Here is a 14969-nt window from a genome sequence, read left to right as displayed (position 1 = left end):
GATAGGAAGGCGGGGCTGTTTCGATGTCTAGGGAGCACCGCTAGACTGCTTTGCTAGTATGAATGCAGCTTTTGGCCAGTCACCTTTAAAGGAGTGCGGCCTAAGTCATTGAAAATTGCACACTTCACGGGTGCTTACGCGCTGCTCGGTTTTGCAGCTGTGTCGGGCTGAGATGCCACAGAAGTTGTGGCGAACCGTAGAACCTGATCCGGGTAATGCCGGCGAGAGGGAGGAAATTATGACAACTAATACACGTGTGTCCGCTGCCCCGAAGCGCAGCCTGAACTGGCGCGTGGTCGATATTGTGGTGGCGTCCGTTTTGGGCGTGGCCTGCGGAGTTTTATTCCTGGTATGGAATGCAGTGGGTTATGCCTGGTTTGAAGCTATGGACGCCGTGACTCCGGGCCTGGGAGGCATTGCTACTGGTATTTGGCTTATCGGTGGCGTGCTGGGTGGCTTGATTATTCGCAAGCCGGGTGCGGCCATCTATGTTGAGGTTTTGGCCGCCACCGTATCGGCGGTGCTGGGCTCCCAGTGGGGTATTAGCACCCTGTATTCGGGCCTGGCGCAGGGTATCGGCGTGGAAATCATCCTGGCGATCTTCCTGTACCGCAAGTTTGGCCTGGGAGTATCCATTCTGGCCGGCATGGCAGCTGGCTGGGGTGCGTTCATCTTGGAGCTGTTTACCTCCGGCAACCTGGCTCGTTCCTTCGAGTTCAAGCTCATCTATTTTGTAACTCTGAACATCTCCGGCGCTATCTTGGCCGGTGCGCTGGGTTTCTTCGTGGTGAAAGCCCTGGCTAAAACCGGTGCCCTGGATCGCTTTGCCGCAGGCCGTGAACAGCGCGCTTAGGGCGTGTTGTGTCCGTGTCTGATTGTGCATCATTGGCGGGAAACGCCACCAAGATAACGGCCCGAGGATTCGGCTGGACTCATGCCGGGCGCAGCGAACCGGCGCTATCCGATATTGACCTGATCATCGAGCCAGGAGAACGCGTGCTTTTATGCGGCGACTCTGGATCGGGTAAGTCCACTTTCCTTGCGGCGATGGCCGGAGTGCTGGGTTCCGATGAGGAAGGAACCCGCACTGGTGAAATTCTCTTGGAAGATTCCACCGGCATGGTGGAGGAGCCTGGACATACCATCCCAGTGGGGCTGGTGCTTCAGGATCCGGATTCCCAAGTGATCTCCGCGCGTGTTGGCGATGACATTGCTTTCGGCTGCGAGAACCTGGCGTATCCGCGCGGGGAAATCTGGCGCCGTGTGGCCGCCGCTAAGGAACTGGTTGGCCCATTCGTGGATCTGGATTTCCCCACCGAGAGGCTTTCTGGTGGGCAAAAACAGCGTTTGGCGTTGGCCGGCGTCATTGCAATGGGTGCGGGTGTGGTGCTGCTGGATGAGCCCACGGCCAACTTAGACCCCGAGGGTGCGCGAGATGTCGTGCGCGCCGTGTCCGCGTTGGTGGAGGAAACCGGTGCCACGCTCGTTGTAGTAGAACACCAGCACGCGGCGTGGAAAGGTGTGCTCGAGCGCGCGGTGGAGTTGGACCATGGGCGCATAGTCTCTGATGGTCCTTTCGCGGAGGTGGCCCAGCGTCGCCGAGTCGAAGGATTGCCGCAGGCGCGCCGTTTGGGCGAGGCCGAATTGGCAGGGCGCGAGGCCGCGCTGTGGAGTACGGACCTCGTCACCCGCTATGGACCGCCGCGCACGATTGCGCTGCCGGCGGGAGCCTCCACGGTCATTACCGGGCCGAATGGCGCGGGTAAGTCCACCTGGTTGATGACCATGGCCGGGTTACTGCCGGCCAAATCAGGGGAAATTGGGGTGGCCGATTTCGTGCGCCGCGGGGTCAAAGGGTCGCCGCTGCGCTGGAAATCACGCGAGCTGGCGGACCGCATTGGCTTTGTCTTCCAGAATCCGGAGCACCAATTTGTCGCCCGGACGGTGGCCGAGGAGCTGCGGGTTGCGCCCAAGGTAATGCGCGTGGACCCGCCGGAGGAGAGGATCGCGCAGCTCGTGGAATCACTGCGGCTGGAGCATCTCTTGGAAGCCAACCCGTTTACGCTCTCTGGCGGCGAAAAGCGGCGCCTGTCGGTGGCCACTGCCTTGGTGACCGCCCCGTCGGTGCTGCTCTTGGACGAGCCCACCTTTGGGCAAGACCCTCAGACCTTTGTGGAGCTGGTGCGCTTGCTGCGGCAATTGGCAGATGATGACACCACCATTGCCTCTATTACCCATGACCCGCTATTTATCCAGGCCTTGGGAGATCACCGAGTGGAGGTGCGCGGTGCCTAATCTTTTGCGCGGAGCTAACCCGCTAAGCCGCATCTTTTTGATGTTTATCTGGGTTAGCCCACTATTGGCCTCCATTGACCGGGTCTCGGCTGCGGTATCGCTGACGCTTACCCTGATCCTCGCGCCGCTGTGCGGGGTGTCATGGGGGCAGCTACTAAAGGGCGGTTGGTTCCTCTTTCTCATTGCGCCGATTTCTGGCATCTCGATGCTGTTGTATGGCGAGCCTGGTGGCACGGAGTACTTCAGCTGGTGGCTCATCGCGGTAACGCAGAACTCGCTGACCCTCGCGGTTGCCATTACGCTGCGCGTCTTTGCTGTGGCGCTGCCCATGGTGGTCTTGGCTCGCGATATTGACCCGACGGAACTGGGCGATGCGCTCTCGCAGATCCTCAAGCTGCCCTCGCGCTTTGTTATTGGTGCGGTCGCCGGCGTGCGTATGATGACGCTCTTCCAGTCCGATTGGCAGTCGTTGGGGATGGCGCGCAGGGCGAGGGGGCTGACGGACGTCGGCAAGCTGCAGCATCTGCTGACCATGTCCTTTGGTCTTCTAGTAATTGCGCTGCGCCGCGGTGGCAAGCTGGCCACCGCCATGGAGGCGCGCGGTTTCGGCCGCACCCCACCTGGCGGTGGGAAGCGCTCGTGGGCGCGCGAATCGCGGCTGCGGGCCCGCGATGGGTGGATTATGACCTGCGGTGCCGTCCTGGCTTTCGTACCGGTGGTAGTTTCGGTACTCACTGGGGCCTGGAGATTCTTCGGCCTATAAACCGCGAAAGCAGTGATTGAGCGACCATGGACTTTGATAGCCAACAAGAGCGCCTTTTAGAGGACGTCGTCAAGCTGGCGGCAGCCAGAAAGCGTGCCTTCAAGCCAGTGACCGTGCTTATCGACGGCCCTTCGGGTGCCGGAAAAACCTGGACTTCCGCCGCGCTGGCCGAGCGCACCAACTGGCGCGTGGTACACCTCGATGAGTTCTACCCCGGCTGGCACGGCCTGGACAAGGGCTCTGACATGGTGGCAGAACAGGTATTGCGCACCATGAATCCCGGCTATTGGCGCTGGGATTGGGAGGCGGACAGCCCTGGAGACTGGGCTAGCCTCGACGTGCGCGATGATCTCATCGTGGAAGGGGTGGGCTCCGTAACCCCGGCCAATATCGCAGCCGCAAAGGAGAGGGGAACGGTAGTTAGCGTGCTTATCGACGGCCCCCGGGACCAACGCCGCGAACGCGCCATCGCCCGCGAGCCCGACTACGAGCAGTGGTTTGAAACCTGGGAAGCACAGGAAAAGGACTACTTTGCCACCAAGGCTGCTGAGGCTGATTTAGTTTGGGAATGGTCCTAGCAGGAAGAAGGTGCCGATCGCGTTTTGTATAAAGCGTGATCGGTTTGCTAGTCTAAACGGCAGTTCACTATGCGTGCCTTGCTGGCACGCGGTGAAGAGTCTGATCCTTAACAAGGCACCGACCTTGGGAAGAGTTCTGGACATGCGGCAGCGCCCCGGGAAAGAGCGCCCATTTTTGCATGTTTGGTTCTTTTCCTTCGGTATTGGTGCAATTCGACAGAAAGACTGTTAAATGCCAACTATTCAGCAGCTGGTCCGCAAGGGCCGCCACGATAAGCGTAAAGAGGTTTCCACCGCTGCGCTGAAGGGTTCCCCGCAGCGTCGCGGTGTATGCACCCGCGTGTACACCACCACTCCTAAGAAGCCGAACTCCGCACTGCGTAAGGTTGCTCGTGTTCGCCTGACCACCGGTATTGAGGTTTCCGCCTACATTCCGGGCGAGGGCCACAACCTGCAGGAGCACTCCATGGTCCTCGTTCGCGGCGGCCGTGTGAAGGACCTTCCTGGTGTTCGTTACAAGATCATCCGCGGCGCTCTGGATACCCAGGGTGTCAAGGACCGTAAGCAGGCACGTTCCCGTTACGGCGCAAAGAAGGGACAGTAATAAACAATGCGTAAGAATGCTGCTCCGAAGCGTCCTGTAGTCAAGGACCCGGTATACAACTCCGAGCAGGTAACCATGCTCGTCAACAAGATCCTCCAGGACGGCAAGAAGTCCACCGCAGAGCGTATCGTCTATGGCGCTCTCGAGGCTTGCCGCGAGAAGACCGGTACCGATCCGGTTGGCACCCTGGAGAAGGCACTGGGCAATATCCGCCCAGACCTTGAGGTTCGCTCCCGCCGTGTCGGTGGCGCTACCTACCAGGTGCCGGTTGAGGTTCGCCCTGACCGTGCAAACACCCTGGCACTGCGCTGGATGGTGACCTTCACCCGCCAGCGTCGCGAGAACTCCATGATTGAGCGTCTCGCAAACGAGATTCTGGATGCCTCCAACGGCCTCGGCGCTTCCGTTAAGCGTCGTGAGGATACTCACAAGATGGCTGAGGCTAACCGCGCCTTCGCTCACTACCGCTGGTAATTTCAGCACTCATTTCAATGGCCCAAGCAACGAGAAGAAAGTTTCGCGCTGGCTGCCGGCAGGTTTTCTCCGGCGGCGACACAAAACTACATATCTCTTGCTTGGGTCATTCTTTGCCCTAATGGGTGTGATTTCTGGGCGGTATGCCCGCCCGGTCCAGCGGCATCGTGGAGTGTCCAGTACACTGAAGCGATGGAAGTCTAGGGGCATGCGTGCACCTAGGACGGCCAATAGTGGCAAAAATTAAAAGACCTTATCCATGCAGGCGTCATAGCCAGAAACCTGGTCACGGCGTCGACGACTATTAAGTTGGGGTATAAACGTGGCACAAGAAGTGCTTAAGGATCTGAACAAGGTCCGCAACATCGGCATCATGGCCCACATCGATGCTGGTAAGACGACGACCACCGAGCGTATTCTCTTCTACACCGGTATCAACCGTAAGGTGGGCGAGACCCACGACGGTGCGTCCACTACTGACTGGATGGAGCAGGAGAAGGAACGCGGCATCACCATTACCTCCGCTGCCGTGACCTGCTTCTGGAATAACAACCAGATCAACATCATCGACACCCCGGGTCACGTTGACTTCACCGTTGAGGTTGAGCGTTCCCTGCGTGTTCTTGACGGCGCCGTCGCAGTCTTCGACGGTAAGGAAGGCGTTGAGCCGCAGTCCGAGCAGGTGTGGCGTCAGGCTGCTAAGTACGATGTTCCGCGTATCTGCTTCGTTAACAAGATGGACAAGCTGGGCGCTGACTTCTACTTCACCGTTCAGACCATCATTGACCGCTTGGGCGCTAAGCCGCTGGTTATGCAGCTGCCTATCGGCGCTGAGGATGACTTCGACGGCGTTGTCGACCTGCTGAATATGCAGGCAATCACCTGGCGTGGCAAGGTCGAGACCGGCGCTGAGCCTACCTACGAGGAAATCCCAGAGGACCTCAAGGACAAGGCGGAAGAATACCGCGAGAAGCTGGTTGAGACCGTTGCTGAGTCCGACGAAGAGCTCATGGAGAAGTACTTCGGCGGCGAGGAGCTGACCATTGACGAGCTCAAGGCCGGCATCCGTAAGCTCACCATCAACTCCGAGGTCTACCCGGTTTACTGCGGTACCGCCTACCGTAACAAGGGCGTGCAGCCACTGCTTGACGCTGTGGTTGACTTCCTGCCAAGCCCGCTGGACGTCGGCGAGGTTATCGGCCACGAGGTAGGAAACGAGGACAAGGAGCTTACCCGTAAGCCTTCCGTTGAGTCCCCGTTCTCCGCACTGGCATTCAAGATTGCTGCTCACCCATTCTTTGGCCAGCTCACCTTCACCCGCGTCTACTCCGGCCAGGTCACCCCGGGTACCGAGGTTATGAACTCCACCAAGGGCAAGAAGGAGCGCATCGGTAAGCTCTTCCAGATGCACGCCAACAAGGAAAACCCTGTTGAGCAGGCAGACGCCGGTAACATTTATGCTGTTATCGGTCTGAAAGAGACCACCACCGGTGACACCCTGTGTGACAAGGATAACCAGATCATCCTCGAGTCCATGGACTTCCCGGATCCGGTTATCAAGGTTTCCATCGAGCCGAAGACCAAGGCTGACCAGGAGAAGCTGGGTACCGCTATCCAGAAGCTCGCAGCTGAGGACCCAACCTTCACCGTCGAGCTGGATGAGGAGACCGGCCAGACCGTTATCGGCGGCATGGGCGAGCTCCACCTCGACGTTCTCGTTGACCGCATGAAGCGCGAGTTCAAAGTTGAGGCGAACATCGGTAACCCGCAGGTTGCTTACCGTGAGACCATCCGTAAGAAGGTTGAGTCCATGGAGTATACCCACAAGAAGCAGACCGGTGGTTCCGGTCAGTTCGCAAAGGTTATCTGCACCATCGAGCCGTACAACCCGGACCCAGAGACCTTGGAAGAGGGCGAGTCCGCAACTTACGCATTCGAGAATGCCGTCACCGGTGGCCGCGTTCCGAAGGAATACATTCCTTCCGTTGACGCTGGTATCCAGGACGCAATGCAGTACGGCTACCTGGCAGGCTTCCCGATGGTTAACATCAAGGCCACCCTGGAAGACGGCGCTTACCACGACGTCGACTCCTCCGAGATGGCCTTCAAGCTGGCCGGCTCCCAGGTCTTCAAGGAAGCAATGGCCAAGGCAAAGCCAGTTCTGCTGGAGCCGATGATGGCCGTTGAGGTTGTCACCCCTGAGGAGTACATGGGTACCGTTAACGGTGACATCTCCTCCCGTCGTGGCCAGGTCTTCGCTATGGAGGACCGTTCCGGCGCGAAGGTCGTTAAGGCTAAGGTGCCGCTGTCCGAGATGTTCGGTTACATCGGTGACCTGCGTTCTTCCACCGCTGGCCGCGCAAACTTCACCATGGTCTTCGATTCCTATGCAGAGGTTCCATCCTCCGTTGCACAGGAGATCATCGAGGAGCGCACCGGCAGCGCTAACTAAGCAGTAGCCCCGCTCCACCCGCGGTTTGTCCGGGCTGGTAATCTTCGCCAGTAGATGCCAGACCCGCCGCGGAGCGGGACAACTGGGCCAGGGTAGCGGCGGGCTGAGTTTGCAGCTTAACCATCTAGGTTGTGAATTGAGCCGGCCGTTACCCTCCCAGGATCCTTTTTAGAAGATTCTTGTCGAGGGAAATGGCCGCGATATTTCGCGGGGTTACCTCCTATAACGGCGGTTTGAAAAAACCGTGGCATAAATCTAGGATCGTGTAACTGGCACGTAAAGAAAGCGTCATTAGCGCTTTGCCCCACATACTGTGGGTCGGGTGCCAATGACAACTGTCAACCACGTGGCTGCGAAGGTCGTAGCCACCATATAGTCCAGGAGGACATACAGTGGCAAAGGAGAAGTTCGAGCGTACGAAGCCGCATGTGAACATCGGCACCATCGGACACGTCGACCACGGCAAGACCACCACCACCGCAGCGATCACCAAGGTTCTGGCTGACCAGTACCCTGAGGAGAACCAGGCATTCGCGTTCGACATGATCGACAAGGCTCCTGAGGAGAAGGAGCGCGGTATTACCATCAACATCTCCCACGTTGAGTACTCCACCCCGAAGCGCCACTACGCACACGTTGACGCTCCGGGCCACGCCGACTACATCAAGAACATGATTACCGGCGCTGCTCAGATGGACGGCGCTATCCTGGTTGTTGCTGCAACCGATGGCCCGATGCCGCAGACCCGCGAGCACGTTCTGCTTGCTCGCCAGGTTGGCGTTCCTTACATCCTCGTTGCACTGAACAAGTGCGACATGGTTGATGATGAGGAAATCATCGAGCTCGTTGAGATGGAGATCCGTGAGCTGCTCGCAGAGCAGGACTACGATGAGGAAGCTCCTATCGTTCACATCTCCGCTCTGAAGGCTCTCGAGGGCGATGACAAGTGGGTACAGTCCGTCGTTGAACTGATGGAAGCCTGCGACAACGCTATCCCGGATCCGGAGCGCGCTACCGACCAGCCGTTCCTGATGCCTATCGAGGACATCTTCACCATTACCGGCCGCGGCACCGTTGTTACCGGCCGTGTTGAGCGTGGCCGTCTGAACGTCAACGAGGACGTTGAGATCATCGGTATCCAGGAGAAGTCCCAGACCACCACCGTTACCGGTATCGAGATGTTCCGCAAGATGATGGACTACACCGAGGCTGGCGACAACTGTGGTCTGCTTCTGCGTGGTACCAAGCGTGAGGACGTTGAGCGTGGCCAGGTTGTTATCAAGCCGGGCGCTTACACCCCGCACACCAAGTTCGAGGGTTCCGTCTACGTCCTGAAGAAGGAAGAGGGCGGCCGCCACACCCCGTTCATGAACAACTACCGTCCGCAGTTCTACTTCCGTACCACGGACGTTACCGGTGTTGTTCACCTGCCAGAGGGCACCGAGATGGTTATGCCTGGCGACAACGTTGAGATGTCCGTTGAGCTCATCCAGCCGGTCGCTATGGACGAGGGCCTGCGCTTCGCTATCCGCGAGGGCTCCCGCACCGTCGGCGCTGGCCGCGTTACCAAGGTTATCGACTAGTCGATACCCAGTAACCGCTCAGTAGAGCTATAAAAAATCCGCTTCACTTTCGGTGGGGCGGATTTTTTGATCCTTAACCCACTTTCTCCGCGATGCACGAGCGTCGGCAATAGCCGTTGCTGCCTTGGCCGGGCGGTGCTGGCCTATAAAAGAGGCCTCCCGCTGCATCCTGTTTGATTGATGCTGCGGGAGGCTTCAGCGCATTGCGCTTTTAGGTGTGCAGGGAGTTGCTACTTTTCCCAGCCGATGTCTTCCTTGGGGAGGATGGCGAAGCCGTTGGCACCGTAGTTGGCCAGACCCTTCTTTACGCCGACCATTTGCGGACCGTTGGCGAAGGGGAGGATACCGTAGTGGCCGAAGGCCTCCGATTCGAGCTCATTGACGCGGTCGATTTGTTCGTCCTGGGAAGGAAGCTTCTGCAGCTCTTCAATCTTCTTATCAAATTCCTTGGTGCCAGTGCTGGACATATTTAGTGTGGAATCGCTGGCGTAGTACTGGCCAAAGTAGGCGACTCCAAATGGATCGGAGGAAGCAATGGCGGACAGGAAGAGGTCGAAGTCTCGCTCAGAGGTTACCTTCGAGAACTCAGCAGAAGGGCGCTCTTCAATCTTGAGGTCAACGCCGACGTCCTTGAGCATCTTTTGAAGTGCGGCGGCAAGGGACTTGGATACCTCATCGTCGCCGATGAGGATATAGCGCAGGGATAGTTTTTCGCCGTCTTTAGCAAAGATTCCGTCATCACCTTGTTGATATCCGGCATCCTCGAGCAGCTTCTTGGATTGCTCGGGGTCGAACTTGATGACGTCCTTGATATTGTCCTTGTAGCCCTCCTGGGTGGAGTAGAGGGTAAGCGAGCCCGGCATCTCTTCTTCATAGCCCAGGCCGTTATAGCGGATCTCGGCCAGCTGATCGCGGTCGATGGCGGAGAAGACGGCGTGGCGCACATCCTCATCCTTGAGCTGTGGCGCCTTGGAATTGAGGGTGAGGATGACATTGGCAGGGCGCAATGCTGCGCGGATATCGATGTCCTCGCCCATTTCACCGGCAATGGTGAGGCTGTTCTTATCGGCCACGCCAGCCGCGTCGATTTCCCCGGCCTGGAAGGCGTTGATGGTGGCCTGGGATTCCATGACGCGGAAGCTTACCTTCTTCATCTTTGGCTTATCGCCCCACCACTTTTCGTTCGGCACGAGGCTAAGGGTGCCACCCTTAAAGTCCACATTGTCCACCTTGAATGGGCCAGCGCCGTACTGCGGGTTCAGTTTGCCCAGGTAGGCCTTGTCAAACTTCTCTGGGCTATCAATAGCGGGGTGGAGCAGTTGATTGAAAAGACCCTGCCACCACGGGTAGGGGCCATCGAAGGTGATGACCACGTCCTTGTCGGTAGCTCCCATTTCCACGGAGGTGATGCGCTCGTAGCCGTCGGTGGAGTTTACCTGGACGTCCTCGTCCTTGCCGTTGTTAAAACGCCAGGTATTCTCAAAGGCCTTCCAATCGATGGGCGTGCCGTCGTTGAAGGTGGCGTCTTTGTTGATCTTGTAGGTGACGACGGTGTTCTTGCCCTTCTTGTCTTCCTTGGCCTCGTCGATGTAGTCGGGGTTTGGGGTGTAGTTTCCCTCGCCGTCGTAAAGTGCCAGCTGTGGGTTGTACCAACCCCATACCGTGCGGGTATCGGTGACCATATTGGCATGGAAGGTGTTTTGCTGCTCGGTCAGTTCGCCGATGGGGAGGGTGAGTTCACCGTCGTCCTTGAGCTCGTCGCGGGATTTTTCGTTATAGTCGCCGGCTGGATTGACCTCGATGTCGAGGCCGCCTACGGCCTTATTAGAGCCTCCGCCCGAGTTGGCGGCACAGCCGGTGAGCGCGAGGGCTGCGGCGGAAAGGGTGGCTACGGTAGCGATCCGGAAGCGAGTGAACTTGTGCATAATCGGGTTCTCCTTGAGTGAGAGGAAAGTGAAAGATGTGGAAGCGGGGCAGCCGCCACATCCTTCTAGGTGTGAGGTCAACTATATAGAACGGTTGCTGTGCGGCGGGTCACTTTCGTGAAATTGGGGATGTATCGGCCGGATCGGGGTTGCGTCGCCTGCGGGCGGCCTCCGGATCTGGAATCGGAATAGCTTCCAGTAGCTTCTTGGTGTAATCCGCTTGGGGGTTTTCGAAGACCTCGTCGGTCGGCCCGGATTCCACAAATTGGCCCTTATACATGACGGCCAACCTATCGGAGAGGTGGCGCACCACCGAAAGATCATGGGCCACGAAGAGGTAGGACAGCCCCAGCCTTCTCTTCAGATCTTCAAGCAAGTTGATGACACCAGCCTGGATGGAGACATCGAGCGCGGAGACGGGCTCATCCAGCACTAAGACCGAGGGGTTGGTGGCCAGCGCGCGGGCGAGGCCGATGCGCTGGCGCTGTCCGCCGGAAAAGTGGCTGGGGAAGCGATCCAGCTGGGAGGAGTCCAAACCGACAAGGCCCATGAGCTCGTTCACGCGGGCATCCACGTCGCCGTCATAGCCTAGGGAGTTGAGTGGTTCGGCGATGACCTCGCGCACGGTCAGGCGCGGGTTGAGGGAGCTCATCGGGTCCTGGAAGACAATTTGAATGTCCTTGCGGGCCTCGCGGCGCTCGGAATTGCTCATCCCGGCCGCGTCCTTCCCGTTGAGCACGACTGCGCCATTTTCGGGCTTTAAGTCCATGATTTCTAGCAGGGTGGTGGTCTTGCCGCAGCCAGACTCGCCTACGATGGCCATGCATTCGCCCTTGCGAATATCAAAGGTGAGGCCGTCCACTGCCTTGACCGTGCCCACGCGGCGCTTGACCAGCGCGCCCTTGGTAAGTGGGAATTCCTTGCGCAGGTCCGTGACCTCCAGGGTGGTGGCGCGCTCCTCGCGGGAGATACCGGCCATGACGTCCTCCGCGAGCTGCGGGGGCTTGAACATGAGCTCGCCGCCGATTTTGCGGTCGTGGATTTCGGGCGCGCGCAGGCAGGCACTCTGGTGCGAGGGGGCGTCGTCAAGCGCGATAAGCGGCGGCTCCCCGTCGGAGCAGGCGGGCTGCGCCACGGGGCAGCGCGGGGCAAACTGGCAGCGCTGCTTGAGGTCCACCAGCACCGGCGGGCTGCCCACGATGGGTGTGAGCGGCTCTTCTGCGGACACGTCCGGGCGGGGCGTAGAGCCGAGCAGGCCCACGGTATAGGGCATGCGGGGTTGGGAGAAGATGGTATCCACATCGCCGCGCTCCACGGGTCGGCCGGCGTACATGACCATGACATCATCGGCCGTTTCTGCCACCACGCCCATGTCATGGGTAATCATGATGGTGGCGGCGCCGGTTTCGCGCTGGGCGAGCTTAATGACCTCCAGAATCTGCGCCTGAATGGTCACATCCAGCGCGGTCGTGGGCTCATCGGCGATGAGTACGCGCGGATTATTGGCGATTGCGATGGCAATTACCACGCGCTGGCGCATGCCGCCCGAGAACTCGTGCGGGAAAGACTTCAGGCGCAGGTGCGGATCGGGGATGCCCACGAGATCGAGCAACTCCGTGGCCTCTTTGAGGGCCTGCTTCTTGCCGACGTCCCTATGGGCCTGAATTGCTTCCACCAACTGCGATCCAATATCGAAGACCGGGGTGAGCGCGGAGAGCGGATCCTGGAAGATCATGCCAATGCCGTTGCCTCGAATCTCGGACATCTGCTTATCGCTGAGACCGAGCAGCTCGCGGCCGTCGAACTTTACGGACCCGGTGATCTTCGCGTAGTCCGGCAGGAGCCCCATGATGGACATGGAGGTCACGGACTTACCGGAACCGGATTCGCCCACGATGCCGAGCGTGCGGCCAGGGTAGAGATCAAAATCTACGCCACGGACCGCGGAGACGGATCCGGCTTCGGACGGGAAGTTAACGCGCAGGTCTTTGACGGATAAGACGGGCGAGGTCATGCTTTACCTCCGGAATTCGAGTTGGGGTCGAGCGCATCGCGCAGGCCATCGCCAATGAAAGCCATGGACACGGTGAGCAAGGTCAGGGTTGCGGCAGGGAAGTAGAACAGCCACGGGGAGGACTGCACGGCGGCGGTGCCGCCCTGCAGGAGGGTGCCGAGGGAGACGTCGGGAAGCTTGACGCCCAACCCCAGGAAGGACAGGGCCGTCTCGGAGCCCACGGTGCCCACCACGCCGAAGACGAACTGGATGATGAGCAGCGAACCAATATTGGGAATGACGTGGCGCACGATGGTGCGCAGCTTGGACACGCCCATGTAGCTCGCCGCGCGGACGTAGTCTTGCTCGCGCACCGTAAGCGCCAGCGACCAAATCACGCGGGCCTGGTACATCCAGCCAAAGAGGATGAGCACGACGATAAGCAGCTTCCAATCTCCGCCGGAATCCGCCACTACCAATGCGATGAGTAGGAAGGTAGGGATGGACAGCAGGAAGTGAATGACGGCCAGCACCGCCTTTTCGGCTATGCCTCCCCACAAGGCTGCAGCGGATCCAATGAACGCGGAGATGACCAAGGTGGCTAGGGATACCACGATGGCGATGGTCAGGGACCTGCCTAAACCGTGAATGGTCTGGGCATAGAGGTCATTGCCGGTGTCATTCGTGCCAAACCAGTGCTCGGGGCTCGGCGGCTCCGACAGCGCAAGGAAGTCCGGCTCGGTGTAGTCCCACTTGGCAAAGAAGCCGCCAAAAAGCGCCGCAAGGACCAAGAAAGCCAGGATGATAAGGCCCAAGGTGGCGAGCTTATTGCGGAAGAAGCGGCGCAGGTACAGCTTGTAGCGCGAGGTGCCACGGGGCATCTGCTCCAGGGTGGCTACCTGCTCGGCCTCGGCGGGGGAGAAGGGGTCTCCCGAAGTGACCTCGCTGTGTGCGGTGATTTCCCCGCGCGGTTCCTGCTTGAAATAGTTGCGGTCTTTAGATGGGGTCATTTAACTCACCCTCACTCGTGGATCAAGCGCGACGACAACCAGGTCCGCCAATACCGCGGAGATGGCCGTCATGGCGGCGCCAAAGGCAGCGACAGCCGCTGCACCGTTGACGTCGTTCTTGCTAATGGTCTCGATGAAGTACTGGCCCATGCCGTTCCAGCCAAAGATGCGCTCGGTCATCACCGCACCGGTGAAGATGCCGGGGATGGAAAAGGCCACCGAGGTTGCCACCGGGATGATGGAGGTGCGCAGTGCGTGCTTGCGAATCGCCTGTTGGCGGGTCAAGCCCTTAGCGCGGGCGGTGCGCACATAGTCCGCATCCAAGTTATCCAGCAGCAAGGTGCGCTGGGTCATGTGGTAGCTGGCGTAGCTAATGAAGACCAATGAAATGGTGGGAAGGATCAAGTGCTGTGCGGAGTCCACCAGCTTGGGAAAGAATCCTTCCACGTCCAGCGAATGGGAGCCGACCACATAGAAAATCTTCTTGCCGCTGAGCTCGTTGATTTTCAGTGCGCCCCACACCACGGCGATGGACGCCACTACCACGTGGGTATTCATCGCGATGATGGAAATGCCCTGCCAGATGCGGTCACCGGTCTTGTACTGGCGCGAAGCGGTGTAAACGCCCACTGCCACGCCGATGAGAATGGACAAAATGGTGGAGAGCAAGAGCAGCTGCGCGGAAACCCAGATGCGGTAGCTAATTTCTGAATTCACCACCTCGCCCACTGGGGATTGGCCCCAGTCCCATTTGGTGAGGATATTGGTCAGCCAGGTCCACCAGCGTTGTACCAGCGGAGTATCGGGGCTGAGGTTATAGGGCTCGAGGAGGCTATTGATTTCCTCCGGTGAAAGCGGTGGGCGGCGGCCGGTGTAGTTGGACCGTGGGTCCAGGAAGCTGGCCGCCAAGAGATAGGCGAGGTTGGTAGCCAAAAAGATCATGAGTAACCAGCCCAAGGTCTTTTTGATCAGATATTTAGTCATAGAGATTCTCCGTGCGCGGTTAAGCAGGAAACGGGGTGCAAGGTGTATCCAACGAGCGAATCGTTGTATGTGACTAATCTAATAATCTGTTATCCAGAACACAATCAAATTAACCCCGTGACATAAATCCCCAATAATACGACAGGTATTACTGAACGTAGCTAGGGTGGAAAAATCTGCAATAAATACATTGTGAGCAGGCGATATGTGGCTCGAGATTGTTGAACACTTATAGTATTTATTTAATTGAATGAAATTAACTCGGGGGTGAAAATTTTCCTCTCGGCCCCGGCTGTCTGGCCGGCGCG

The 14969-nt window shown here is 58.7% G+C and carries 12 protein-coding genes and 1 riboswitch; of the genes, 8 read left to right on the top strand and 4 right to left on the bottom strand.

The annotated features are described in order from the left end of the window. Positions 1–116: 116 nt before the first annotated feature. Positions 117–249, top strand: a riboswitch (TPP riboswitch). The 8 genes from QP990_RS08835 to tuf all read left to right on the top strand — a co-directional run bounded on the left by QP990_RS08835 (position 239) and on the right by tuf (position 8749). Beyond that, entirely contained in the window at positions 239–853 is a 615-nt protein-coding gene (locus tag QP990_RS08835; protein ID WP_023020533.1) for an ECF transporter S component, read from the top strand. It overlaps the preceding riboswitch by 11 nt. Positions 854–867: 14 nt before the next feature. Then, on the top strand, positions 868–2295 hold the full coding sequence (locus QP990_RS08830) for an ABC transporter ATP-binding protein (RefSeq protein WP_034656222.1): 1428 nt from the start codon (positions 868–870) through the stop codon (positions 2293–2295). After that, a complete protein-coding gene (locus QP990_RS08825) occupies positions 2288–3058 on the top strand; it encodes an energy-coupling factor transporter transmembrane protein EcfT (RefSeq protein WP_023020535.1) in 771 nt (256 codons plus the stop codon). The genes QP990_RS08830 and QP990_RS08825 overlap by 8 nt, the downstream gene beginning before the upstream one ends. Positions 3059–3084: 26 nt before the next feature. Further along, complete coding sequence (locus QP990_RS08820; RefSeq protein ID WP_023027806.1) at positions 3085–3636, top strand: hypothetical protein; 552 nt, start codon at positions 3085–3087, stop codon at positions 3634–3636. 232 nt (positions 3637–3868) lie between these two features. Then, positions 3869–4240, top strand: coding sequence for a 30S ribosomal protein S12 (rpsL, locus tag QP990_RS08815; RefSeq protein WP_005322866.1), 372 nt, complete (start codon positions 3869–3871; stop codon positions 4238–4240). 6 nt (positions 4241–4246) lie between these two features. Then, positions 4247–4714: a 30S ribosomal protein S7 gene (rpsG, locus tag QP990_RS08810; RefSeq protein WP_005322865.1), complete on the top strand. Its 468-nt coding sequence runs from the start codon at positions 4247–4249 to the stop codon at positions 4712–4714. A gap of 322 nt (positions 4715–5036) precedes the next feature. Beyond that, the gene (gene fusA / locus QP990_RS08805) at positions 5037–7166 is read left to right on the top strand and encodes an elongation factor G (RefSeq protein ID WP_023020537.1); all 2130 of its coding nucleotides are present in this window, start codon (positions 5037–5039) and stop codon (positions 7164–7166) included. A 392-nt stretch (positions 7167–7558) separates the two neighbouring features. Next, the gene (tuf, locus tag QP990_RS08800) at positions 7559–8749 is read left to right on the top strand and encodes an elongation factor Tu (RefSeq protein ID WP_023020538.1); all 1191 of its coding nucleotides are present in this window, start codon (positions 7559–7561) and stop codon (positions 8747–8749) included. Positions 8750–8979: 230 nt separating this feature from the next. On the opposite strand, the gene QP990_RS08795 is transcribed toward tuf, so the two are convergent. The 4 genes from QP990_RS08795 to QP990_RS08780 all read right to left on the bottom strand — a co-directional run bounded on the left by QP990_RS08795 (position 8980) and on the right by QP990_RS08780 (position 14661). Continuing rightward, a complete protein-coding gene (locus QP990_RS08795) occupies positions 8980–10674 on the bottom strand; it encodes an ABC transporter family substrate-binding protein (RefSeq protein WP_023020539.1) in 1695 nt (564 codons plus the stop codon). Positions 10675–10783: 109 nt separating this feature from the next. Next, a complete protein-coding gene (locus QP990_RS08790; protein ID WP_023020540.1) occupies positions 10784–12688 on the bottom strand; it encodes an ABC transporter ATP-binding protein in 1905 nt (634 codons plus the stop codon). Further along, a complete protein-coding gene (locus QP990_RS08785; RefSeq protein ID WP_005322860.1) occupies positions 12685–13677 on the bottom strand; it encodes an ABC transporter permease in 993 nt (330 codons plus the stop codon). The genes QP990_RS08790 and QP990_RS08785 overlap by 4 nt, the downstream gene beginning before the upstream one ends. Beyond that, the gene (locus QP990_RS08780; protein WP_023020541.1) at positions 13678–14661 is read right to left on the bottom strand and encodes an ABC transporter permease; all 984 of its coding nucleotides are present in this window, start codon (positions 14659–14661) and stop codon (positions 13678–13680) included. Between the last annotated feature and the right edge of the window lie 308 nt (positions 14662–14969).

This window comes from Corynebacterium sp. MSK071 (genome assembly GCF_030232125.1).
GTDB lineage: Bacteria > Actinomycetota > Actinomycetes > Mycobacteriales > Mycobacteriaceae > Corynebacterium > Corynebacterium kefirresidentii.
The sequence above is the reverse complement of the archived record's forward strand: the minus strand, read 5'-3'. Positions and strand labels throughout refer to the sequence as shown.